Source organism: Massilia sp. NBRC 108631, assembly GCF_059704565.1.
The window spans coordinates 1-21958 of sequence record NZ_BAAKJE010000213.1; the positions used below are offsets into that span (position 1 = coordinate 1).

Sequence of the window (21958 nt, forward strand, 5' to 3'; positions counted from 1 at the left end):
GGACGTGCAGGCCATCCTGAAGAAGGCGGACGCCTTCCGCCTGCCGGACGCCTCGGCGCAGCTGGACACGCTGGTGCAGACCTTCAGGAACGGCCAGCCGGACAAGGAAAAGCGCTACCAGGTGCTGGTGCGGCCCGGCGGCAAATCGCTGGTGCTGTCGCGCTCTCCCGGCGAAGCGGGCCAGAAAGTGCTGATGTCCGGCGACGATTTCTGGCTGCTGGTGCCGGGCAGCGCGCGGCCGATGCGCATTACTCCGATGCAGAAGCTGCTCGGCGAGGCCTCCACCGGCGACATCGCCAACATGACCTGGGCCGGCGACTACGCGGGCAGCGTGGTGCGCGAACTGGAAATGGACGGCGTTCCGTGCCTGGAGCTGGACCTGGCGGCGCAGCGCAAGTCGCTCAGCTACCAGCGCATCGTACTGCATGTGGCCAGGAGCGACTACCGGCCGGTGCACGCCGACCTGTTCGCGGCCTCTGACCGCAAGATCAAGCAGGCGCGCTTCAGCGTGGAGACGCGCAACGGTCGCGCATCGGTGACGCGCATGACGCTGATCGACGAGATCCAGACCAGCCGTGAAACCCAGGTTCACGTGCAGGGCAACAAGCCGCGCCAGTTCGGCGATGAGCTGTTCAATCCCATGTACCTGAGCCGCAACGACGTGGCGCCATGAACCTTGCACTGCCCTTCCTCGCCGGGCACACCAGCGCACCCGGCGTAGCGGCCAGCGCAAGGCCCGCCCCCATCCACGGCGCACGCTCGGGAGCGGTGGCATTCCCGCTGGCGGCCCTGGCGGCGTGCGCGCTCGCGTCCGCCGTCCTGCTTCCAGCCCCGGCCGCCGCGGAAGACAGCGCCGCGCTGAACCTGCGTGCCCAGGCGGAGTCGTTCGACACCCTTCACGGCCGCAGCACGCACACATTCGGCCATGTCGAGCTACGCTGGCAATACAACGCTTCCTGGCAAACCGCGCTGCGCTGCGCGCTGACCGCGCGCCAGGACAGCGATGGCGGCGCGCGCATGGCGGTCAATGAAATGTCCCTGGAACGCCCGCTCGCAGGCGGCTTCCTGACTGCCGGCAAGAAGGTGATGAGCTGGGACGTGGGCTACGCTTTCCGTCCGCTGGACGTGGTGCAGCAGGAAGACCGCCGTGCCCTCAATCCCGTTACGCTTGAAGGGGTTCCGATGCTGGCCTGGGAAGCGTTCGATACCGACCGCGCCCTCACGGTGGTGTTGTCGAACCCTGGCCGCAGCCGCGAAGGCCAGCCCCGCGACGACGGTTCGCTGGCCGTGCGCCTGTACCGCCAGAACGGCGCGCGCGACGAATACGCCGTGCTGCGCGTGTCGTCGCGTAACGGCATCGAAGGCGGCCTGTCGTTCTCGCAGGTGGCCTCGCTGGAACTGGAACTGCACGCCTCGGTGCTGCTTCAGCAGCGGCACGACATATGGCGCACCAGCCGCACCGCGCCGCCGCACTGGCAGCGCGGCGCGGGCGACAACGGCGGCGGCAAGGTGCTGGCCGGCTTCACCTGGACCAACGAAGCCAAGTTTTCCATGCTGGGAGAAGCGTGGCTGGACCGCACCGCGTCGGCGCGACAGCAACGCAACGTCCTGCTACGCGCAGCGCAGAACAGCGGCGACTTCGACGTGTCCGCCGACATCCTGTGGCAGCCGGAGAACGGCAGCAAGACCGCCAGCTTGGCCCTATCCTGGAAACCCGGCCCCTGGCTGTTCAGCGCCAGCGTGCGCCGCTACGGCGGCGTGCCCGGAGCCGCCGTGCGCAGCGCTGCCATCGCGACCGTGCAGCATGCCTTTTGACAAATCAGGCCGACGAGATCACCGGGCTGCTGCGCGCGGCGGCCGGTTGCCCCGTGCCAGCAGCGCTCATGGCGCTTTTTGTCACATCTGCCGGAACAGGTGGGCGTACAACGGACTGACCCGCACGCGCTCGGGCCGGTGCTTCAACTGGAGCGACAGCTTGCCCGCCTCGTCCCGCAAGGCGCTTTGCACGCAGGTGGAATTGACGATGGTGCCGCGATGGACCTGCCAGAACTGCTTATCGTCCAGTTGCGGCAGCAATTCCTTGAGACTCATGCGTATCAGCGCTTCGCTGTCCTGCGTTACCACGTTGACGTACTTGTCCAGCGCCTCGAAGTACACCACCTCGCCCACCGGGATCATGCGCACCTGGTTGCCCACCGCGGCACGGATCATGCTGAGGCGCTCGGGCGCGGGACCTGCCGAAGCGGAAGATGGCCCTGCCGGTGGCAGCAGCGCCCGCATCTGCCCCAGCAGCGCCTCCAGCCCCCCACCCGGCGCCGGCGCCGATAGCCGCGCCTTCAGGCGCTCGATGGTCTTGCCCAGCCGGGCATCGCTGATCGGCTTGAGCACATAGTCGGCCGCTTCGCGCTCGAAAGCCTGCACCGCGTACTCGTCGTAGGCGGTCACGAACACGATTTGCGGGAAGGGTTTGCCTGCCCTGCCGCTCCACTGCTCTGCCAGTTCCTCCGCCGCTTCCAGGCCGCTCATGCCGGGCATTTTTATGTCGAGGAACAGCACGTGCGGCTGCAGCGCCAGCGCCTTCTCCAGCGCGTCCGCACCGTGCGCACAGGTGGCCACCAGTTCGGCCTCCGGCCATAGCCGCTTGAGCGCATGCGCCAGCGTGGCGGCCAGGATAGGTTCGTCTTCGGCGATCAATACTTGAAGGGTCATGGTAGTCAGGCAGGAAGAGTAATGCGGGCAATGGCGCCTCGCGGCGCCGCAGGTTCCAGCGTGAGCGCGGCGCGCCCACCGTAAATGGCATGCAGGCGCTCGCGCGTATTGGCAAGGCCAACGCTGGTGCCGGCCTTGCCCGGCCCCGCGTCCAGGCCACGGCCGTTATCCTGCACGGTGAGCGCCAGCACGCCGTTTTCCAGCTGCGCGGCGATGGCCAGGTGGCCGCCTTCGATGCGGGGTTCGAGACCGTGCGCGATGGCGTTTTCCACCAGCGGCTGGAGCAGCATGGGCGGCAGCGCCACGCCGCGCAACGCCGGCGGCAGCGTGAACGCGTAGCTCAGGCGTTCGCCCATGCGGATGCGCATCAGGCCGAGGTAGGCTTCCATCAGCGCGAATTCCTGCGCCAGCGTGGTGCTCTCGGCGCGCGAGGACGTGAGCGTGGCGCGCAGGTACTGGATCAGCTGCTCCAGCATCTCCTGCGCGCGCGGCGGGTCGATGGCGATCAGCCCTTGCAGGTTGGCCAGCGTGTTGAACAGCATGTGCGGCTCGATCTGCGCCTGCAGCGACTGCAGTTGCGCCTGCACCGCCTGGCGCGCCACGGTCTCGGTGCGCGCGCGCTCCTGCGCCAGTGCCGCTTCGGCGCGCAGCACGCGGTCGCGGCTGGTGAAAAAGATGGTGGCCGCGCCTGCGGCCAGCAAGGTGAAAATCATCATCCCGGACGACATGCTGCTGCCGATGCTGCTCAGGCCGCCCATGTCGTATCCCAGCAGCCAGCCGCCCAGCCGCAGGCCCAGCACTTGCGCCACCGGCACGGAAATGGCCACGATCACGGCAAACGGCAGCCAGTGCGGACGCTGGTGCTGGCCCCACAGCGCCAGCCGCGCACCGTCGATCATCAGCAGGGCCATGCTGCCGATGCAGATGGAAATGAGCCAGTTGCCGAGAAAGCCGCCTCCCAGGCGGAGAATGTACGTGGTGGCCAGCCCGCAGACGAGGTTCAGCACCTGGCCGTACAGGAAGTCTGTCGCCAGGCGGCGATAAGGGAAGCCCGGCTTGGTGGCAATGGCGGCAGAGGTGGACATAGCGGCGCAACGTGGGGACGATGGCGCATTGTCCGGGTCTATTACGCAATTGGCAACCGCCTTGCGACGAAAGCCTTCGCGCGCGGAGCGAAAACGGACCGGGGCGGAGCCAATCACGTCAAACCACGTCGCGCGGCTTGACTAGAATTGTATTCTAGAACATTATTCTAGCCATGAACTTGACCGCCTCCCTCCCCCCCGCCGACCGCAAGTCGGCCATCCTGTGGGCCGCGCTCGCCGTGTTCTCGGAAAAAGGCATCGACGCCGCCACCATCGACGACATCCGCCAGCGCAGCCAGGCGTCGGTGGGCAGCATCTACCACCATTTCGGCACCAAGGAAGGTATCGCCGCAGCCCTGTTCATGCAGGGACTGGACGACTACTGGACGCAGCTCATCGAGCGCACCGGGCAAGCCGAGGATGCCGAGCGCGCCATCCACGCCATGATCGCCAGCCACCTGGAGTGGGTGACGGCCAGCCCTGAGCTGGCGCGCTTCCTGTTCTCGCGCCGCCAGGCTGTGGCGCCGGCGCACGAACAGGCGGTGCGGACGCTCACGTCCGGCCACTTCAAGAGCTTGCTCGATCTGCTCAAGCCCTGGTTCCGCCAAGGCATACTGCGCCGCCTGCCGCACGAGCTGTACGCCCCGCTGCTGCTGGGGCCTGCGCAGGAACTGGCGCGCCACTGGCTGAGCGGCCGCGTCACGCTGGACCCGCGCGCGGCGATAGACGAACTGGCCGGCGCCGCCTGGCGCAGCCTTGCCGCCGAACCGTCCCGCAGCTGGTAACTCTCTCCGCCCCGCTCCGCCGTTCCCCTTCCGCCTCCGCCCTTCCGCCCCGCTGCGCCCGAACGGCAATACGCTGGCGCATATCTGTTTTTCGCCTTTGCGTCCTTGTTTTTATTCGTTTTGTTTTGTTTCAGGCAACCGTACATTCACGTCAACGGCTGGCTGTTGTCTATCGCCATCAGAACAAATCATCCACGAGGTCCTTTATGTTAGTTGACGTAGTCCCGGAAGCCTTGCCCGACGAGCTGGCATCGATCAAAGAGCAAGCGGGGTCCGCAGGTTTGACGTACGCCGGCGGCGTGCCGCCGGCCTTGGCCTGGCGCCTGTTTTCCACCGGCCGCGTGCTGCTGGTGGACGTGCGCACCGCCGAAGAGCGCAAATTTGTCGGCCACGTGCCCGACAGCCTGCACGTGCCTTGGGCAACCGGCACCGCGCTGACGCGCAATCCGCGCTTTGTGCGCGAACTGGAGAGCAAGATCGGCGGCAAGGACGCCGTCGTCCTGCTGTTATGCCGCAGCGGCAAGCGTTCCGTGCTGGCTGCGGAAGCGGCCGGCAAGGCCGGCTTCACCGCCGTGTTCAATGTCCTGGAAGGCTTCGAGGGAGAAATCGACTCCCTGCAGCAGCGCGGCAAAGCCGACGGCTGGCGCTTCCATGGCCTGCCCTGGATACAGGATTAAGGGGACCGCATGAGCACCTTCGACATCTCCGGCATCGTGCAATCGCTGTATACGGCGCGCCACAGCTGGCGCCAGGCGCAAAGCGGCGCCAACGAACCCGGCGGACGGGAATTCCCGTCGCGCGATGCGCTGGCCGCCATCATCGGCTCGCTCAAGGGTGTGCTGTTTCCGATGCGCCTGGGCCCGCCCGAGCTGCGCCAGGAAAGCGAGGACTTCCACGTTGCGCACGCGCTCGACGCCGCGTTGCACGGCTTGCTGAAGCAGGTGCGCCGCGAACTCAAATACAACGCGGCGCTGACCCGCGCCACCAGCAGCGACATCGATGCCGATGCGCTGGCGGCGGTGCGCAGCTTCGCGGCGGAGCTGCCCGCCATCCGGCGGCTGCTCGACAGCGATGTGCTGGCCGCCTACCAGGGCGATCCGGCGGCGCGCAGCGTGGACGAAGTGCTGCTGTGCTATCCCGGCGTGCTGGCGATGATCCATTACCGCCTCGGGCATGCGCTTTACGCACTGGGCCTGCCGCTGCTGGCGCGCATTGTGTCCGAACTGGCGCACGGCGCCACCGGCATCGACATCCATCCCGGCGCCAGCATCGGCGCAGGTTTCTTTATCGACCACGGCACCGGCGTCGTCATCGGCGAGACTGCGGTGATCGGCCAGCGCGTGCGCGTCTACCAGGCGGTGACGCTGGGCGCCAAGCGCTTCCCCACCGATGCGGACGGCAAGCTGCAGAAAGGCCTGCCGCGCCATCCGGTGGTGGAAGACGACGTCGTCATCTACGCTGGCGCCACCATCCTGGGCCGCATCACGCTGGGCAAAGGCGCAGTCATCGGCGGCAATGTCTGGCTCACGCATGACGTGCCGCCCGGCGGACGTATTGCGCAAGCCGAATCGCGCAGCGGCGCCTTCGCCAACGGCATCGCCTCGGCATGAACACCAAGCGCCATGCCGGCCGGCCGCAAGCCGCCGCGCCCGACGACGTGCTGGCGCCGGCACCCGGCGGCGCCAGCGTACCCAGCGCGCTGGTACAGAGCTTTGGCATCGGCGTGCGGCGGCTGCGCCAACAGCGCGGCTGGTCGCAGGAACGGTTGGCCGAGAACTCGAACCTGAACCGCTCCTACATCGGTGAAATCGAGCGAGGCTGCGTCATCGCCTCGCTGCTGACTGTGGAGAAACTGGCCGCGGCGCTTGCCCTGACACCCTCGGCGCTGGTGACGCACGGCGAGGCCATCAACGAGATGAATTCACTGCCGGAAGGGAGAGTGATGGCGATAGCATGTTGAGCCGCCCGGCGAGTCACCGCACACTGTGCAAGTAACTAATTTCCTCAACTAATCTGAAATGGAGTCACGGATGTCTGCAACAATCGGCGGCACGACCGCACTGGGCGACAACGCAGCACGGCAATTGGCGAATGCAACCAAGACTGCGCCGCAGCTGGAAACCATCAGCCCGCGCTGGCTGACACACTTGCTGCAATGGGTGCCCGTGGAAGCCGGCATCTACCGCCTGAACAAGGTGAAGAACCCGGAAGCGATCAAGGTCACGTGCACCGCGCGCCAGGAAGAGAATCAGCTGCCGCGCACCTATGTCGACTATGAGGACAACCCGCGCGAGTACTTCCTCAACGCCGTCTCCACCATTCTGGACGTCCATACCCGCGTGTCCGACCTGTACAGCAGCCCGCACGACCAGATCAAGGAGCAGCTGCGCCTGACCATCGAAACCATCAAGGAGAACCAGGAAAGCGAACTGATTAACAACCCCGACTACGGCCTGCTGGCGCAGGTGACGGACGAGCAGCGCATCTTCCCGCTGACCGGTGCGCCCACGCCGGACGACCTGGACGAGCTGCTGACCAAGGTGTGGAAAGAGCCCGCGTTCTTCCTCACGCATCCGTTGGCGATTGCCGCATTCGGCCGCGAAGCGACCCGGCGCGGCACGCCGCCGCCCACCGTGAGCCTGTTCGGCTCGCAGTTCATCACCTGGCGCGGCATCCCGTTGATCCCGTCGGACAAGGTGCCCGTGGCCGACGGCAAGAGCAAGATCCTGCTGCTGCGCGTGGGCGACAAGCGCCAGGGCGTGGTGGGCCTGTTCCAGCCAGGCCTGCCGGGCGAGCAGAGCCCGGGGCTGTCGGTACGCTTCATGGGCATCAACAACCACGCGATTTCGTCCTACCTGATCTCGCTGTATTGCTCGCTCGCCGTGCTGACCACGGATGCGCTGGCCGTGCTCGACGACGTCGAAATCGGCAAGTACCACGACTATCCCGACACCTATAAATAAGGCGTCACGTGAGCTACCTTACGCCCCCCACTTCGCTGCCGGCGAACCGGCCCGCCGACGTGCCGGAACCGCCCGGCGCGCCATTCGATCCGGCCGTGCTGGCGCGCCTGGCGACCGAGTTTTTCGCCGCGCCGCCGTTCTCTCCGCGCGGCGTGCAGGCGCCCGGCAATATCGCGCCGGCCGGTTCGCCGCTGGCCAGCCCGGCAGGCTTCGGCCCGTCCGTGCCGGGCACGCCGATTCCGCAAGGGCAAATCCCGGGCGCCAACCTGATCCCGGCCTCACCCACCCAGGTGCTTTCGCTGGGCAACCGCGCGCCGGCACTGGCGCCGGCGGCGCCGGCCGGCAACGGCGTGCCGGACAAGGTGTTCAGCACCTTGCCGGCTTACGAACCGCGCATCGGCGGGGCCGCGCTCGGCGTGGCGGAAACGCTGGGCAATGCAGCGCCCGCAGCGGCTTCCGTCACCGCGCCCGCAGCGGCACCGTTTTCGGCACCGTTTTGGGCACCGGCTGCGGCGCCTGCTACGGTGCCTGTTGCCACGCCTGCCGCAGCGTTCCCGCCCCCGCCGGCGCCCTCGCAAGCGCCGCAGTACTACTTCATCGACTCGGTGGTCCTGCCCAGCGGCTACGTCACGCCCGCCAAGCCGGCGCCGCATGACGGCGTGCCGCTGGCAGGCGGCGGCCGCCACGCGCCGTTCGACGTGCACGCCGTGCGGCGCGATTTCCCCATCCTGCAGGAGCGCGTCAACGGCCGCCAGCTGGTGTGGTTCGACAACGCCGCCACCACGCACAAGCCACAGTCCGTGATCGACCGCATCAACTACTTCTACGAACACGAGAACTCCAACATTCACCGCGCCGCGCATGCGCTGGCGGCGCGCGCGACGGACGCCTACGAAGGCGCGCGCCAACGCGTGCAGCGCTTCCTGAACGCCCCGGAAGTAAACGAAGTGATCTTCGTGCGCGGCACCACCGAAGCCATCAACCTGGTGGCCAAAAGCTGGGGCGCGCAGCACGTGGGCGAAGGTGACGAGATCATCGTCTCCAACCTGGAGCACCACGCCAACATCGTTCCGTGGCAGCAGCTGGCCGCAGCCAAAGGCGCCAGGCTGCGCGTGATCCCGGTGGACGACAGCGGGCAAGTGCTGCTCGACGAATACCGCAAGCTGCTCAACGACCGCACCAAGCTGGTCGCGGTGACGCAGGTGTCAAATGCACTGGGTACCGTCACGCCGGTCAAGGAGATCGTCGAACTGGCCCACCGGGCGGGCGCGAAGGCGCTGGTGGACGGAGCGCAATCGGTGTCGCACATGCGCGTGGACGTGCAGGACCTGGGTGCGGACTTCTTCGTCTTCTCCGGCCACAAGGTGTTCGGCCCGACCGGCATCGGCGTGCTTTGGGGCAAGCGCGAAGTGCTGGAGGATATGCCGCCATGGCAAGGCGGCGGCAATATGATCGCCGACGTCACCTTCGAGAAGACCGTGTTCCAGCCCATCCCGAACAAGTTCGAAGCAGGCACCGGCAACATCGCCGACGCGGTGGGGCTGGGCGCGGCGATCGACTACGTCAACCAGATCGGCATTGAGAACATTGCCCGCTACGAGCACGACTTGCTGGTGTATGGCACGCAGCAGCTGTTGGGCATCAAGGGCGTGCGCCTGATCGGCACGGCACGCGACAAGGCCAGCGTGATGTCCTTCGTGCTGGACGGCTACAGCACCGAAGAGGTGGGCAAGGCGCTCAACGAGGAAGGCATCGCCGTGCGTACCGGGCACCATTGCGCGCAGCCGATACTGCGCCGCTTCGGCGTCGAAACCACAGTGCGGCCCTCGCTGGCGTTCTACAACACTTTCGACGAAATCGACCGCCTGGCAACCGTTGTCAGAAGGCTCGCCGGGGCCCGGGCGCACTAGTCGTACAGCGTTCCCACCGCCAGCGGCTTGCCGCGGGCAAGTACTTCGCCCTGCACTGGCCAGTCGGCAAAGCGGTAAATGGCGACCTGGTAGGTGCCCATGGTGGGATTCTCAAAGGGGTAGCCGCGCTCCACGGCGAGCGGCGTGAGCGCGCCGGCGGCATCCTTGTGCAGCACCTCGGGCACTGGACCGGACGCTGCGTACACGAACTTCACGCCTGCGCACTTCCTGCCGATCAGGCGCAGGCGGTAGCCGGACTCGCGCTGCGCGCTCAGCAACTGCTCGCAAGCGGCGCGCAGGCTGGCGCCGTCATACACGCCATCCTCGCGCTCGCGGATCGAATAGCGGCCGCTGAAGTGATAGTGGCCCTTCTGGCGGTTCAGGCGCAGCACCGCATCCTCGTCGAAGGCCTGCTTCAGCATTGGCAGCGTGAGGCGGCCGATGGCGTCCACCGGCAGCGTCATGTTCACGGTTTCCCCTGCCAATTGCACCTCCAGGCCGTCCAGTGGAAGCTCCGGGCGGTTCGGGCGAATCTGAAGGTGTGCCTGGATCAGGGGCCGCGTCTTCAGGTACGGCGCGAAAAAGCGCGCGGCCTTGTAGGCGTGGCGGTAGCTATGCCATTCGGCGTCGCGCTGGGCCGGAATCACCACCCGGGGCAAGGCCTCTTCCGCATCCGAGTCTGCATGCGCTTGCGCGGGCCACAGCGCGCAAGCCAGCAGCGGCGCCAGCATCAACATCGGCATTCTCATCGCGTCCCTCCCTTTGCATTCATTGCAGCCCGGCGGCATTCTACGGCATGGCGCGCGCGCCGCCATATGCCGGAAGTCAGGTAGGCATGACTTTCGGCACTTTGAAGCGTGGAATGGCTCAAGTAGAATGGCACCCGCTCAACCTTGCCAAATTGACAGGCCTAATGACACACATCAGCAACAGCCCACCGCGCGCCTCCAGCCGCTACCCCGCCGCCGCACTGGTCGCCAGCGTTACCCTGGCGCTGCTGGAACTGGCCCCACCATGGGCTGCGGGCCCCGGCCGCGCCGAACTGCACAATGCCGTCGGCCAATTGGCACGCTATCTGGCCAGCCTGTTCACGCCCGCGCCGTCGCTGTTGCGGGCTGGCTCCGACCGCGCGCGCATGGCCTACGAGCTGTTCCTGTGCGGCGAAGCGCTTCTGATGGCTGCGTTCATCTGCCTGCTGTGGTGGCGCATCCGCCCCGCAATCCGGGCGGCTACGTGGCTGGATACGCGGCTGCTGTCAATCCCGCTGCTGACCGTCCAGCTGCTGATTGGCGTGGCGCTCGATTCGCTGGCCTTCCACCTGATCTTCGCCATGCAGCTGGCAGCGCTGCTGCCGCTGCGCCGTGCGCTGGCCTGGCTGGCGCTGCAGCTGCTGCTTGGCATAGCCATGGACGCATGGGTACTGGCTCGCGCCGGCATCTACCTGAGCGACAACGGCATCGGCACCACGCTGGCCATACTCACCTCCGAACGCTGCGTGCTGCTGCTGGGCTTCGCCCTTGCCTACATGGTGCTGCAGGAGCAGCAAGGCCGCATGCGGCTGGCCGCCAGCAACGCGCAACTGCGCGCCACGCAGTCGCTGCTGGGCGACACGGTGCGCGCATCCGAACGCATGCGCATCGCGCGCGACCTGCACGACGCCGTCGGCCACCATCTGACCGCGCTCAACCTGCACCTGGACCTGGCGCTGCGCCAGTCCGCAAGCCAACTCGCTGGCCAGCCCGCCACCGCGCTCGCCACCGCCCGTGAGCTGTCGCTATCGCTGCTGGCGGAAGTGCGCGGCGTGGTCAGCACCGAACGCCAGGAAAGCGGAATCAAGGTGCGGCAAGCCTTACAGCTGCTGTGCGCCGGCATCCCCTCGCCCGCCATAGAACTGGCCATGGACAGCCGGGTGGACGAATGCCCGCCCGCCGCCGCGCACACCTTGCTGTGCTGCGTGCAGGAAGCCGTCACCAACACCGTGCGCCATGCGCGCGCCACGCTGCTGACGATAGACATCCAGGCCGACAGCCATGGCCTGCTGGCACGCATTGCCGACAATGGCCAGGGCAGCGGCGGTGCGCCGGAAGGCAACGGCCTGGCCGGCATGCGCGAGCGGCTGTCCGAACATGGCGGCATGCTGTGCACAGGCCGTAGCGATGGCAACGCAGGCGCCGTCCGGCACGGCTATTGCCTTGAATTCTCGCTGCCGCTCGCCGGAGCGCGCGCATGATCCGCGTGGTGCTGGTGGACGACCAGATGCTGGTGCGCAGCGGCATACGCGGCCTGCTCGACCTCACGCCGGACATCCGCGTAGTGGCAGAAGCAGCCGACGGCGCCGAAGCGGCCGCCGTGATCGCACAAGCGAACGCCGACGTGCTGCTGCTCGACGTACGCATGCCCCATTGCAGCGGCATCGAACTGCTGCGGCGCGAACAGGGCCGCCTGCCGCCCACCATCCTGCTCACCACCTTCGACGACGACGACGCGCTGTTCGACGGCATGCGCGCCGGCGCACGCGGCTTCCTGCTCAAGGATATTTCGCTGGAGCGCCTGGCCGAGGGCATCCGCAGCGTGGCCGCAGGCGCCACGCTGTTCCGCCCCGCTCTCACCGAACGCACCCGCGCGGCCTACCAAAAGCCGGCTGCAGCGCCGTCGGCCATGGCGCTGTGCGCCCCGCTCACCAGCCGCGAAACGGAAATCCTCGCGCTGATGGCGGCAGGCTTCAATAACGCCGAAATCGCCCAGGCGCTCGGCCCCAGCGAAGGCACCATCAAGAACCATGTCTCAAGCATCCTTTCCAAACTGGGCGTGCGCGACCGCGTGCGCGCCGTCCTGCGCGGCCTCGAACTGGGACATATCTGAGATGGCGGTGAAGATGGCGTCGAAGTTCGTAGCAGCAAGCTCGCTTGCCGTGGCCCTGGCGCCCGCGCTGGCGCAATCGGACCTGAGCCTGCTGCCGGAAGGATCGAAAGAACTGACGCTGGGCGCTACGCTGGGCAGCTCGCCCAGCCGCTACGGCAGCGCGGCGCGCTCCACCTATCTGCTGCCGCAGTTTTCCGTGGAATGGAGCAATGGCATTTTCGTGGAAGGTCTGGTGCTCGGCATGCATATGTCGGACGCGCCGCTGCTGCGCTATGGCCCGCTGTTGGCGCTGGACTTCGGCACGCAGCTCGCCGACGGCAGCACGGGCAAGTTCCGGCCGGTAGCCGGAGGCTTCATCAACTACGTGCCAGTGCAGGAGTTGTCGCTGCACGCGCACGTGTTCACACCGCTTGGCGACGCCGGGCGCGTGCGGCTCAACGCGCGAGCCGGCACGCAAGCGACGCTGGCGCCGCGCCACCAACTGTTCGCCGGCGTGGGCGCCAACCTGCTCGGCGGCGGCGCCATGCAGGCGGACTTCGGCACCGCAAACTACCGCCCATCCGGCGGCGTGCGCGACGTGTACGCGGACCTGCGCTGGCAATGGCAGTTCAGTGCCAAGTACACCCTGATCAGCGCGGTGCAGGCCAGCCGCCTGCTTGGCGACGCCGCCGCCAGCCCGCGCACCAGCGAGCGCACCGGCGTCACCACCTCCGTCACGCTCAGGTATGGCTACTGAAGCTCAGAAGCCCATCTTCACGCCCAGCTGCAAGGCGTTGTGCTTGACGTTCACGCCGTCCTTGCGGGTGCGGCCCAGGTTCTCGTATTCCACCGTCAGCGCAGCCTCTTTGGTGATGTTGTAGGCCATGCCCACACCGAGCAGAGGCTTGGTGGACGACACACTGCCGGAAGCGGCCGTGCCCTCGTAGCGGTTTCGCGTCACGCCCAGCTTGCCGAACACCGACCAGTCGTCGTTGAAATGATGCGTGGCGCGGCCGGCCAGGTAGAAATTGCTGGCCTTGAAGGTTGGTTCGCTGGCCATACCCAGCAGCGCCTTGTCGAAGCGCGCCTTGCCGCCCTGCGCATACCCCGCCTCCAGCGCCAGGTAGTCCGTCAGCGCAAAGCCTCCGTACACCTTGAAGATGGTCCCGGCGTCGTCGCTGGCGGTTTTGCCGTTGGCGGGATTGCGGTACGTCAGCGTGCCGCCCCTGGACGCGGTAACGCCAGCGTAATAGTTCTCTTCGGGAGCTGCCGCCGAAGCAGCGAACGGAGCCAGTCCGGCAGCGGCCAGCAAGGTGGAGATCAGTAATTTGGTCATACGGTTCCTTAAATTGAGAGCTGATTCCGGCAAGCTCGGAAGGCCGAATCAGTGCTGCAATTTTAGGAAGGCGCCGACAATGGCGCATGTGCCATCAGGCACAAAGCAGAACCATGACTTTAGACACGGTGCAGGCATGCGGCCGATGCGGCTGCGCGTGCCCGCAACGTGCATCAGCGGACAGTATGCACCGGATCGACGTGCGCGCGGATGGAAAGGAAGAATGCCTGCACCTCCGGCAGCGCATGCTGCAAATGGCGTTCGGTCAGTTCCGCTTGACGCGCCGGTCGAAGGTGCGGGGCTCGCTGGGGAGCCCGACGTTGGCAGCAACAGGAGGACTGGACCGTTTATGCATAAGCCCAACAATACGGCAAGCTTAGCGCGGCAGCGTTCGTTCGACGTTGATGCGGGCCAGCGCGAAGGCCTGCCGCAACACCGCCAGGTCGCCGATGTGGTTCGCCAGCAGCAGGATCAGCTGGGCGCTCAGCATCTTGCTTTGGCTCTCGTCCAGGCCATTGTGCGAGTCGCTCAGCATGTCATAGAAGTCGTCGAAGTCGTCGAGGTTGGAGCCCAGGGTGAGCGGCGCGTTGTGCATATGCCCTCCTTCAAGCGGTCAGGATGCGGCCGGTGGCCAGTCCATGCACGGTGCGGATGGCCAGCACGGCGACCGATACCGTCAGCAGGGCAAGCAGCAGCACCGCAATCCATTCCAGGCCTTGGCTGCCGGCCGACGCGGAGTACAGCAGCGCGGAGTTGCTCAGTGCCGCCATCGGGAAGCCGATGGCCCACCACGACGGCGAAAACGGCGCCGGCTTGGCGGCCAGGCGGTAGCAGACGATGACAAACAGGAACAGAGCGAAGTAGAACAGCAGCGCTGCGAACATGTCCACCTGCTGCACCAGGTTGACGTAAGCAATAAAACCCACCGCGAACGGCGCGACCAGGATCATTTTGGACGGGCGCATGCCGTCCGCCATGGGCGCGTGATGCACCAGCCGCGAGAAAATCAGGATGAAGAACACCACCGCGCTGACGCCGCCAACGGCTGCGGCAAGCAGGTTCACTTCGTGCGTCCAGCCAGCCGTCAGCGTGCTGCCGGTGACCATGATGTCGAGGCTGCCGACGCCTGCGATCAGCCACGCCGGCACCGCGCTCGCGGCGGCGGCATTGCCGTTCAGGAGGCGCGCAATCATCACCACGGCCAGCGCCAGCGTGACCGCCGCGCCGAAGGCCCAGACCACCAGCTGCGCATCGGCGCTATAGGCGCCTATCACGCTGGACAACAGCAAGATGCTGATGCCGACGGTGCCGAAAAAGCTGCCGATGACGGGATGCGAGAATTCGTCCCTCACCAGCTCGGGATGCCTGACCAGCTTGCCCAGGTAGGACAGGCTCAGCACCGCGAACACGGCCAGGGCGACCACGCCGATGGCGTTCGATACGGCGATATCGGCGCCATAGGCCTTGCTGGCAACGCGCCAGGCGAGAGACAGGCCGGCGATGCTCATGACCGAGCCGAACAGGCTCACGGGCAGGTAACGGATAGACGGACGTGCTTGGGCGGATTCCATGATGATGACTCCAGTTGTGATTGCGTGGAGGCATTGTGCATGAGCAAAACGGGTCCGTGAGCGGGGTTCCCCCGGCTTGGCCCAAAACCCGTTCCGCTTGTCCCAAAAGCGGCTATCGGGCTGCTACCTGGCCCTCGTCGGCAGCGCGAAAACGCTCGCGGTACAGCTTGGGCGTGGTGCCCATCTGGCGTGAAAAGCTCATGCGCATCTGCGTCGCGTTATTAAAGCCGCAACGGAACGCCACTGTTTTCAGCGGCACGTCCGTCTCTTCCAGCAGCTTGCGGGCGAAGTCGATGCGCACCTGGTCCACAAACACGGACGGCGTAACGTGGGCGTGCTTGGCGAAGGCGCGCGAGAACGTGCGGCGGCTCACGCCGACCGCATCGGCAATGTCCTCGATGGTCAGCGCATCGCCGATGTGGTCGGTTACATAGCGCAGCACTTTCGACACCAGCGAGTCCTCGTCCGCCCCTACTGCGAGATAGGGGCTGTATTGCGACTGGCCGCCATCCCGGCGTATGTAGACGATGAGGCGCTTGGCCACCTTCATCGCCAGCTCGTGTCCCCAGTCCTCGGCAATCAGCGCCAGGCACAGGTCGATGCCGGCGGTCACGCCGCCGCAGGTGAACAAATTGCCGTCGCGGACGAAGATTTTATCGGGCCGCACGTTGGCGTCCGGGAATTGCATGGATAGCCGTTCGGCGTGGTCCCAGTGCGTGGTGATTTCCCGGCCGGCGAGCAAGCCGGCATGCGCCAGCAGAAAGACGCCGTTGCACACGGCGCCGAAGCGGCCGGCGGCGAGCGCCCGGTCGTTCAGCCAGGCCAGGAAGGCCGGCTCCGGCTGGTATTCCGGATACCGGGGGCCGCCCGCAACCAGCAGCAAATCGCTCTCAGTGTGGAAATTGGAGTAGTCGCAATGGACTTTGAATTCCATCCCGCTCGAGCACATCACGCTATCCGGGCGGCCGCCCACCATCGTGGTGTGATAGTGGTCCTTCTCCGGCAGCAGGCGGTTAGCCTCCGCGAACACATCCAGCGGACCTGCCACGTCAAGCGCCTGCACGCCATCCAGTACAACCAAAGTCAATTTCATCGGATACTCACCTTTCAATGATGAGCATAATGCAAAAAAGCCCAACCGGTGAAGGCTGGGCTTTTTTATGTATTTTGGCTCCCCGACCTGGACTCGAACCAGGGACCTGCGGATTAACAGTCCGTCGCTCTACCGACTGAGCTATCAGGGATTAGAAGAAAGATTATATACGGGCCGAACGGATCTCACAAGTGCCGTTCGGCAAGTCGCGTTGACGGGAAACGGATCAAGCGAGTGGAATCTCACGTAGCGCGGAAGTGTCCGTGCCGCCTGAACAGCTCGGCTGCCTGCAGCAACACCTCCTGCATGCCGGGCTCGAAGGCGGTGTGACAGCCGTCTTCAATGATGCGCAACGCAGCGCCCGGCCACGTGCCGGCCACCCGAAAGGCCGTCAGCGGCACGCTAAGCGTATCGTGCCGTCCCTGAATCACCATGGCAGGCAGGTGGGCGATGCGGTGCATATTCCGCAGCAACTGGCCATCCTCAAAAAAGCCGCGGTTGCGGAAGTAGTGGACCTCCAGGCGCGCCAAATTGACGGCCAGCGCGTCCGATTGCGGCAAACCTGAGGCTGCGCCGCCGCGCAGCGAAGCGCGTGCCATCTCAAACCGGCACCAGCGCTGCGCTGCGGGGAGATACGTCGCCTCGTCTTCGCACAGCAACCGGCGCGCGTAAGCGCCCAGCAAATCTCCCCGCTCTTCAGCCGGAATAGGACCAGCCAGCTCCGCGTACAGTTCGGGATGGAACAGCCGCGCCCCCTCGAAAAACCACGCAATCTCCTCGCGCGTGCACAGGAAGGGGCTGCGCAGGATGAAGCCCAGGCAGCTTGCCGGATGCGCCTGGCCATAGGCCAGCGTCAGGGTGGCGCCCCATGAGCCGCCAAACAGCAGCCATTGCTCAATGCCGAGCAGCGCGCGCAGCGCTTCGATATCGGCCACCAGCAGCGGCGTGGTATTGGCGCGCCATTCGCCTGGCGGCGTCGAGTTGCCCGCGCCGCGCTGGTCGAACTGCACGATGCGGTAATGATCCGGGTCAAACAACTGCCTCCAGACAGGCGAACTCCCGGCGCCCGGCCCGCCATGCAGCACCAGCACCGGCGCGCCGTTCGGATTGCCGGATTCTTCCCAGTAAATGGCGTGCAGCGCGTCGACCGGCAGCATGCCGTGGCGGTACGGTGCGAGCGGAGGAAAAAAAGGCATCAGTTTGACCGTTTAAGACGTTGCCGAAATCACACTTACTTCGCCCTGCTTCGTACCCGGCCTTCCATCAGGTAGCCAAACAGAGGGCCGTTAGGATCCTGTCCGTGATAATGCGTGCATTTTTTATCTGGGCACAATGCTATCCTGAGTGCCGACGGCCGGGTTCGGCAAAATGCGGATCTTCGGCGACACACTCGCATCAGTGGGCAGCAAGCGGCCCCAATTCTCGCGTGCCCAATAAAATGAAAGAGAGTTTGCATGACTTCAGGCAGTCCAGCTACTAAATTTGCGCGCGTTGGCATACTTGCGTTGTTGGCTTGTGTTGCTTGCTCTACGATGAGTACGGCTGTCGCGGGAACATCTTCCAAGGAACTAATGGAGTGTATGGTCAGCAACGCTAGTCCGGCGGAACGCTTCGATACCGCTCTAGTGACTTGGGTCGCCGCTTCTTACCATCCATCGATGCCACCGGAGCTTAGGGTGCCGGAGCAGTCCAAGGAACTGATTTACCGCCGCGTGGGGAAGTTGCTAGACCGACTGCTGTTGGAAGTGTGCACTGACAAGGCACGAGCCACCATCCGTACTGAAGGAACAACAGGTTTGGCTGCGGCGCTGCATGCCTTTTGGGCGTCCGGCACCGTGGAGCTCAATCAAAGCAAGGAAGCCACGTCTGTTTTTGGGGAAATCTGGGGCTACGCGGACGGGAAGAAAATTTCGGGTGCTCTGCAGGGGAAGTAGCTGCTCGCCAGACATGCTGATGGCCGAAGTCGGCCGGGAGCTGCCGTTCGTACATTTCGGCTTACCCATCGACATGGAGAAATGGCAACGCTCCAACGCGTTCCCAGCGGCCCAATAAACTGGTCCTAAAACGCAAAAAGCCCAACCGGTTAAGGCTGGGCTTTTCTGTGTTCTGGCTCCCCGACCTGGACTCGAACCAGGGACCTGCGGATTAACAGTCCGTCGCTCTACCGACTGAGCTATCAGGGATCAATCGAACCAAGCTTTCGCTTAGCTCGAAGAAACAAGATTTTAGAGGACTTTGGCGATGGCGTCAACCACCTTGTCGATATTGGTCGAGTTCAGCGCGGCCACGCAGATGCGGCCGGTGTCCACGGCGTAGATCGATTCGGCGCGCAGCGCGTCCACTTGCGCCTTGGTCAGGCCCGAGTAGGAGAACATGCCCACCTGCTCGCGCACGAATTCGAAGTCGTGCGCCGGCGCTTTTTCCTTCAGCTTCTTGACGAAAGCATCACGCATTTCCTTGATGCGCACACGCATGGCGGCCAGCTCGTCTTCCCACAGCTGGCGCAGTTCCGGCGTGGTCAGCACGGTGGCCACCACCTTGCCGCCGTGGACCGGCGGGTTGGAGTAGTTGGTGCGCACCACGCGCTTGAGCTGCGACATCAGGCGCGCGGCTTCGTCGGCCGATGCGGCCACCACGCTCAGTGCGCCCACGCGCTCACCGTACAGCGAGAACGACTTGGAGAACGAGTTCGACACCAGCAGCGGGCCGCCGGTGGCTGCAAAGCGGCGCACCACGGCGCCGTCTTCGGCGATGCCGGAGCCGAAGCCCTGGTAGGCCATGTCCAGGAACGGCACCAGGCCGTTGGCGGCCACGACGGCGATAATCTCGTCCCACTGGGCCGAGGTCAGGTCGGCGCCGGTCGGGTTGTGGCAGCAGGCGTGCAGCAGCACGATGGAGCCGGCGGGCATGGCCTTGATGTCGGCCAGCATGCCGGCGAAGTTCACGCCGTGGGTGCCCGCGTCATAGTAGGTGTAGTTGTTGACCTTGAAGCCGGCGCTCTCAAACAGGGCGCGGTGGTTTTCCCAGCTCGGATCGCTGATGTAGACCTGCGCACCGGGGGCGAAGCGCTGCAGGAAGTCGGCGCCGATTTTCAGCGCGCCGGTGCCGCCGATGGCCTGCACGGTCACAGCACGTTTCTCTTGAATTACGGCGCTGTCGGCGCCAAATACCAGCTCTTGCACTGCCTTGTCGTAAGCGGCCAGGCCTTCGATCGGCAGATAAGTGCGCGGGGTGGGCTGGGCGATCAGCGCCGCTTCCGCCTTCTGCACGCACGACAGCAGCGGAACCTTGCCATTGTTGTCATAATAGACGCCTACGCCAAGATTGATCTTGGCCGGGTTGGTGTCGGCATTGAAGGCCTCGGTAATGCCGAGGATCGGGTCGCGCGGGGCCATCTCGATGGCGCTGAAAACGGAAGGGTTCGTCATGATAAGATTGGATTCGATTAGAAGCGGTTCGCAGCGGATACGTGTCAGCGCCCGAACAAAATCCGGTTTTAAGCGCCAACAATCGCATATTCTATCAAAGGTCTGACCTCATGGCTGATTCGCAACCTAATAATTCTGCAGCACCCACCGTCGTCACCTTCCCGGATTCGCCCTTCAAGCTGCACCAGCCCTTCCCTCCGGCAGGCGACCAGCCAACCGCGATCGACGGTTTGTGCGAGGGCATCAGCGACGGCTTGTTCTTCCAGACGCTGCTCGGCGTGACCGGTTCGGGCAAGACCTACACCATGGCCAACGTGATCGCCCGCATGGGCCGTCCCGCCATCGTGTTCGCGCCCAACAAGACGCTGGCCGCGCAGCTCTACAGCGAGTTCCGCGAGTTCTTCCCGGAGAACGCGGTCGAATACTTCGTGTCCTACTACGATTACTACCAGCCGGAAGCGTACGTGCCGCAGCGCGACCTGTTCATTGAAAAGGACTCGTCCATCAATGAGCACATCGAGCAGATGCGCCTGTCCTGCACCAAGTCGCTGATGGAGCGGCGCGACGTGGTGATCGTGGCCACCGTGTCGGCCATCTACGGTATCGGTAATCCGAACGAGTACCACCAGATGATCCTGACGCTGCGCCAGAAGGACCGCGTGGCCCAGCGCGACATCATCGCGCGCCTGATCCAGATGCAGTACACCCGCAACGAAGTGGACTTCGGGCGCGGCACCTTCCGCGTGCGCGGCGACACCATCGACATCTTCCCGGCCGAACACGCCGAACTGGCGGTGCGCCTGGAGATGTTCGACGACGAGCTGGAATCGATCCAGCTGTTCGATCCGCTGACCGGCCGCGTCAAGCAGAAGATCCCGCGCTTCACCGTCTACCCGGGTTCGCATTACGTGACGCCGCGCTCCACCGTGCTGCGCGCCATCGAGACCATCAAGGATGAACTGCGCGAACGGCTGGAGTTCTTCCGCAAGGAGACCAAGCTGATTGAAGAGCAGCGCCTGGAACAGCGCACCCGCTTCGACCTGGAGATGATGGCCGAAATCGGCTTCACCAAGGGCATCGAGAACTACTCGCGCCACCTGAGCGGCGCCAAGGCCGGCGAACCGCCGCCGACCTTGGTGGACTACCTGCCGCCGGACGCGCTGATGTTCCTGGACGAGTCGCACGTGCTGATCGGCCAGCTGTCGGCCATGTACAACGGCGACCGTTCGCGCAAGACCAATTTGGTGGACTACGGCTTCCGCCTGCCCTCGGCGCTGGACAACCGCCCACTCAAGTTCGAGGAGTTCGAAGCGAAGATGCGGCAAACCGTGTTCGTGTCGGCCACTCCGGCGGACTACGAGAACAAACGCGCCGACCAGGTGGTGGAACAGGTGGTGCGTCCCACCGGCCTGGTGGACCCGCTGGTCATCGTGCGCCCTGCCCGCACCCAGGTGGACGATCTGATGTCCGAGATCCAGGACCGCATCGCCAAGAACGAGCGGGTACTGGTGACCACGCTGACCAAGCGCATGTCCGAGCAGCTCACCGAATATCTGGGCGACCACGGCATCAAGGTGCGCTATCTGCACAGCGATATCGAAACGGTGGAACGGGTGGAGATCCTGCGCGACCTGCGCATCGGCACCTTCGACGTGCTGGTGGGGATCAACCTGCTGCGCGAAGGCCTGGACTTGCCGGAAGTGTCACTGGTGGCGATCCTGGACGCGGACAAGGAAGGCTTCCTGCGCTCCGAGCGTTCGCTGATCCAGACCATAGGCCGCGCGGCGCGCAATCTGAACGGCGTGGCGCTGCTGTACGCGGACCGCATGACCGATTCGATGGAGCGCGCCATCGGCGAGACCGAGCGCCGGCGCGCCAAGCAGATCGCCTTCAACGCGGCCAACGGCATCGTGCCGCGCGGCGTGCACAAGGTGATCAAGGACATGATCGACGGCGTTTACAGCCCGCAGGACGCGCGCGAGCAGCTGGAAGTGGCGCAGGAGGCGGCCAAGTACGAATCCATGAGCGAGAAGCAGATCAGCAAGGAGATCAAGCGCCTGGAGAAGGCCATGCTGGACCACGCCAAGAACCTGGAGTTCGAAAAGGCCGCGCAGGTGCGCGACCAGTTGCATGTGCTCAAGCAGCAGCTGTTCGGCGCGCCAGGGGCGGACGTGATCAGCTAATCAACTCATCCGATCAACTCCGCCAGTCAAAAAAGGCCGATCCGCGATCGGCCT

22 protein-coding genes and 2 tRNA genes are annotated in these 21958 nt (G+C 65.3%); 13 read left to right on the forward strand and 11 right to left on the reverse strand.

The window, feature by feature from the left end:
- Positions 1–673, forward strand: a 673-nt coding sequence (locus AC6H42_RS22865) for an outer membrane lipoprotein-sorting protein (RefSeq protein WP_497549020.1), incomplete at its 5' end; no start/stop codon positions are given.
- Positions 670–1815, forward strand: a complete 1146-nt coding sequence (locus AC6H42_RS22870; protein WP_497549021.1) for a hypothetical protein — start codon at positions 670–672, stop codon at positions 1813–1815. The genes AC6H42_RS22865 and AC6H42_RS22870, both read left to right, overlap by 4 nt.
- Positions 1816–1896: 81 nt before the next feature.
- Here the strand turns inward: AC6H42_RS22870 and AC6H42_RS22875 are convergent, their stop codons facing one another.
- Positions 1897–2709, reverse strand: coding sequence for a LytR/AlgR family response regulator transcription factor (locus tag AC6H42_RS22875; RefSeq protein ID WP_057155915.1), 813 nt, complete (start codon positions 2707–2709; stop codon positions 1897–1899).
- A 5-nt stretch (positions 2710–2714) separates the two neighbouring features.
- Positions 2715–3794, reverse strand: a complete 1080-nt coding sequence (locus tag AC6H42_RS22880; protein ID WP_057155916.1) for a sensor histidine kinase — start codon at positions 3792–3794, stop codon at positions 2715–2717.
- A gap of 173 nt (positions 3795–3967) precedes the next feature.
- On the opposite strand from AC6H42_RS22880, the gene AC6H42_RS22885 reads away from it, so the two are divergent.
- The 6 genes from AC6H42_RS22885 (at position 3968) to AC6H42_RS22910 (ending at position 9452) form a co-directional block, all read left to right on the forward strand.
- Positions 3968–4579 carry a TetR/AcrR family transcriptional regulator gene (locus AC6H42_RS22885; protein WP_057155917.1) on the forward strand — a complete coding sequence of 204 codons (612 nt, stop codon included), beginning with the start codon at positions 3968–3970 and terminating at the stop codon, positions 4577–4579.
- A 206-nt stretch (positions 4580–4785) separates the two neighbouring features.
- On the forward strand, positions 4786–5256 hold the full coding sequence (locus AC6H42_RS22890) for a rhodanese-like domain-containing protein (protein ID WP_497549022.1): 471 nt from the start codon (positions 4786–4788) through the stop codon (positions 5254–5256).
- A gap of 9 nt (positions 5257–5265) precedes the next feature.
- Positions 5266–6189, forward strand: a complete 924-nt coding sequence (gene epsC / locus AC6H42_RS22895; protein WP_057155919.1) for a serine O-acetyltransferase EpsC — start codon at positions 5266–5268, stop codon at positions 6187–6189.
- A 47-nt stretch (positions 6190–6236) separates the two neighbouring features.
- On the forward strand, positions 6237–6539 hold the full coding sequence (locus tag AC6H42_RS22900; RefSeq protein WP_229418225.1) for a helix-turn-helix domain-containing protein: 303 nt from the start codon (positions 6237–6239) through the stop codon (positions 6537–6539).
- A 70-nt stretch (positions 6540–6609) separates the two neighbouring features.
- Positions 6610–7542, forward strand: a complete 933-nt coding sequence (locus tag AC6H42_RS22905; RefSeq protein WP_497549023.1) for a family 2A encapsulin nanocompartment shell protein — start codon at positions 6610–6612, stop codon at positions 7540–7542.
- A gap of 59 nt (positions 7543–7601) precedes the next feature.
- A complete protein-coding gene (locus tag AC6H42_RS22910) occupies positions 7602–9452 on the forward strand; it encodes a family 2A encapsulin nanocompartment cargo protein cysteine desulfurase (protein ID WP_229418226.1) in 1851 nt (616 codons plus the stop codon).
- On the opposite strand, the gene AC6H42_RS22915 is transcribed toward AC6H42_RS22910, so the two are convergent.
- Complete coding sequence (locus tag AC6H42_RS22915) at positions 9449–10201, reverse strand: hypothetical protein (protein WP_157200966.1); 753 nt, start codon at positions 10199–10201, stop codon at positions 9449–9451. The two genes, AC6H42_RS22910 and AC6H42_RS22915, sit on opposite strands and share 4 nt — an antisense overlap.
- A 164-nt stretch (positions 10202–10365) precedes the next feature.
- On the opposite strand from AC6H42_RS22915, the gene AC6H42_RS22920 reads away from it, so the two are divergent.
- From AC6H42_RS22920 to AC6H42_RS22930, 3 genes are read left to right on the forward strand one after another with little or no spacing between them, the layout of a single operon-like run.
- Complete coding sequence (locus AC6H42_RS22920; RefSeq protein ID WP_497549024.1) at positions 10366–11682, forward strand: sensor histidine kinase; 1317 nt, start codon at positions 10366–10368, stop codon at positions 11680–11682.
- A complete protein-coding gene (locus AC6H42_RS22925) occupies positions 11679–12314 on the forward strand; it encodes a response regulator (RefSeq protein WP_057155923.1) in 636 nt (211 codons plus the stop codon). Before AC6H42_RS22920 ends, AC6H42_RS22925 begins: the two co-directional genes overlap by 4 nt.
- Positions 12315–12327: 13 nt before the next feature.
- Positions 12328–13050: a MipA/OmpV family protein gene (locus tag AC6H42_RS22930; protein ID WP_162249905.1), complete on the forward strand. Its 723-nt coding sequence runs from the start codon at positions 12328–12330 to the stop codon at positions 13048–13050.
- A 3-nt stretch (positions 13051–13053) separates the two neighbouring features.
- Here AC6H42_RS22930 and AC6H42_RS22935 read toward each other — a convergent pair whose 3' ends face one another.
- The 6 genes from AC6H42_RS22935 to pip all read right to left on the reverse strand — a co-directional run bounded on the left by AC6H42_RS22935 (position 13054) and on the right by pip (position 17489).
- Positions 13054–13629, reverse strand: a complete 576-nt coding sequence (locus tag AC6H42_RS22935; RefSeq protein WP_057155925.1) for an outer membrane beta-barrel protein — start codon at positions 13627–13629, stop codon at positions 13054–13056.
- 376 nt (positions 13630–14005) lie between these two features.
- Positions 14006–14224: a DUF2783 domain-containing protein gene (locus AC6H42_RS22940; protein ID WP_057155926.1), complete on the reverse strand. Its 219-nt coding sequence runs from the start codon at positions 14222–14224 to the stop codon at positions 14006–14008.
- A 10-nt stretch (positions 14225–14234) separates the two neighbouring features.
- Entirely contained in the window at positions 14235–15200 is a 966-nt protein-coding gene (locus AC6H42_RS22945; protein WP_497549025.1) for an SLAC1 anion channel family protein, read from the reverse strand.
- Positions 15201–15312: 112 nt separating this feature from the next.
- Complete coding sequence (locus tag AC6H42_RS22950; protein ID WP_057155928.1) at positions 15313–16293, reverse strand: GlxA family transcriptional regulator; 981 nt, start codon at positions 16291–16293, stop codon at positions 15313–15315.
- A gap of 75 nt (positions 16294–16368) precedes the next feature.
- Positions 16369–16444 (reverse strand) — tRNA-Asn (locus AC6H42_RS22955).
- A 91-nt stretch (positions 16445–16535) separates the two neighbouring features.
- A complete protein-coding gene (pip, locus tag AC6H42_RS22960) occupies positions 16536–17489 on the reverse strand; it encodes a prolyl aminopeptidase (RefSeq protein WP_497549026.1) in 954 nt (317 codons plus the stop codon).
- Between the two features lie 384 nt (positions 17490–17873).
- Between pip and AC6H42_RS22965 the strand changes: the two genes are divergently transcribed.
- Positions 17874–18227, forward strand: coding sequence for a hypothetical protein (locus AC6H42_RS22965; protein WP_497549027.1), 354 nt, complete (start codon positions 17874–17876; stop codon positions 18225–18227).
- Between the two features lie 173 nt (positions 18228–18400).
- Here AC6H42_RS22965 and AC6H42_RS22970 read toward each other — a convergent pair.
- Both AC6H42_RS22970 and AC6H42_RS22975 read right to left on the reverse strand, forming a co-directional pair.
- Positions 18401–18476: transfer RNA gene (locus AC6H42_RS22970), tRNA-Asn, on the reverse strand.
- A gap of 42 nt (positions 18477–18518) precedes the next feature.
- On the reverse strand, positions 18519–19721 hold the full coding sequence (locus AC6H42_RS22975) for an amino acid aminotransferase (protein ID WP_497549028.1): 1203 nt from the start codon (positions 19719–19721) through the stop codon (positions 18519–18521).
- 110 nt (positions 19722–19831) lie between these two features.
- Here AC6H42_RS22975 and uvrB point away from each other — a divergent pair, with 110 nt between their 5' ends.
- A complete protein-coding gene (gene uvrB / locus AC6H42_RS22980; protein ID WP_497549029.1) occupies positions 19832–21904 on the forward strand; it encodes an excinuclease ABC subunit UvrB in 2073 nt (690 codons plus the stop codon).
- Positions 21905–21958 lie beyond the last annotated feature (54 nt).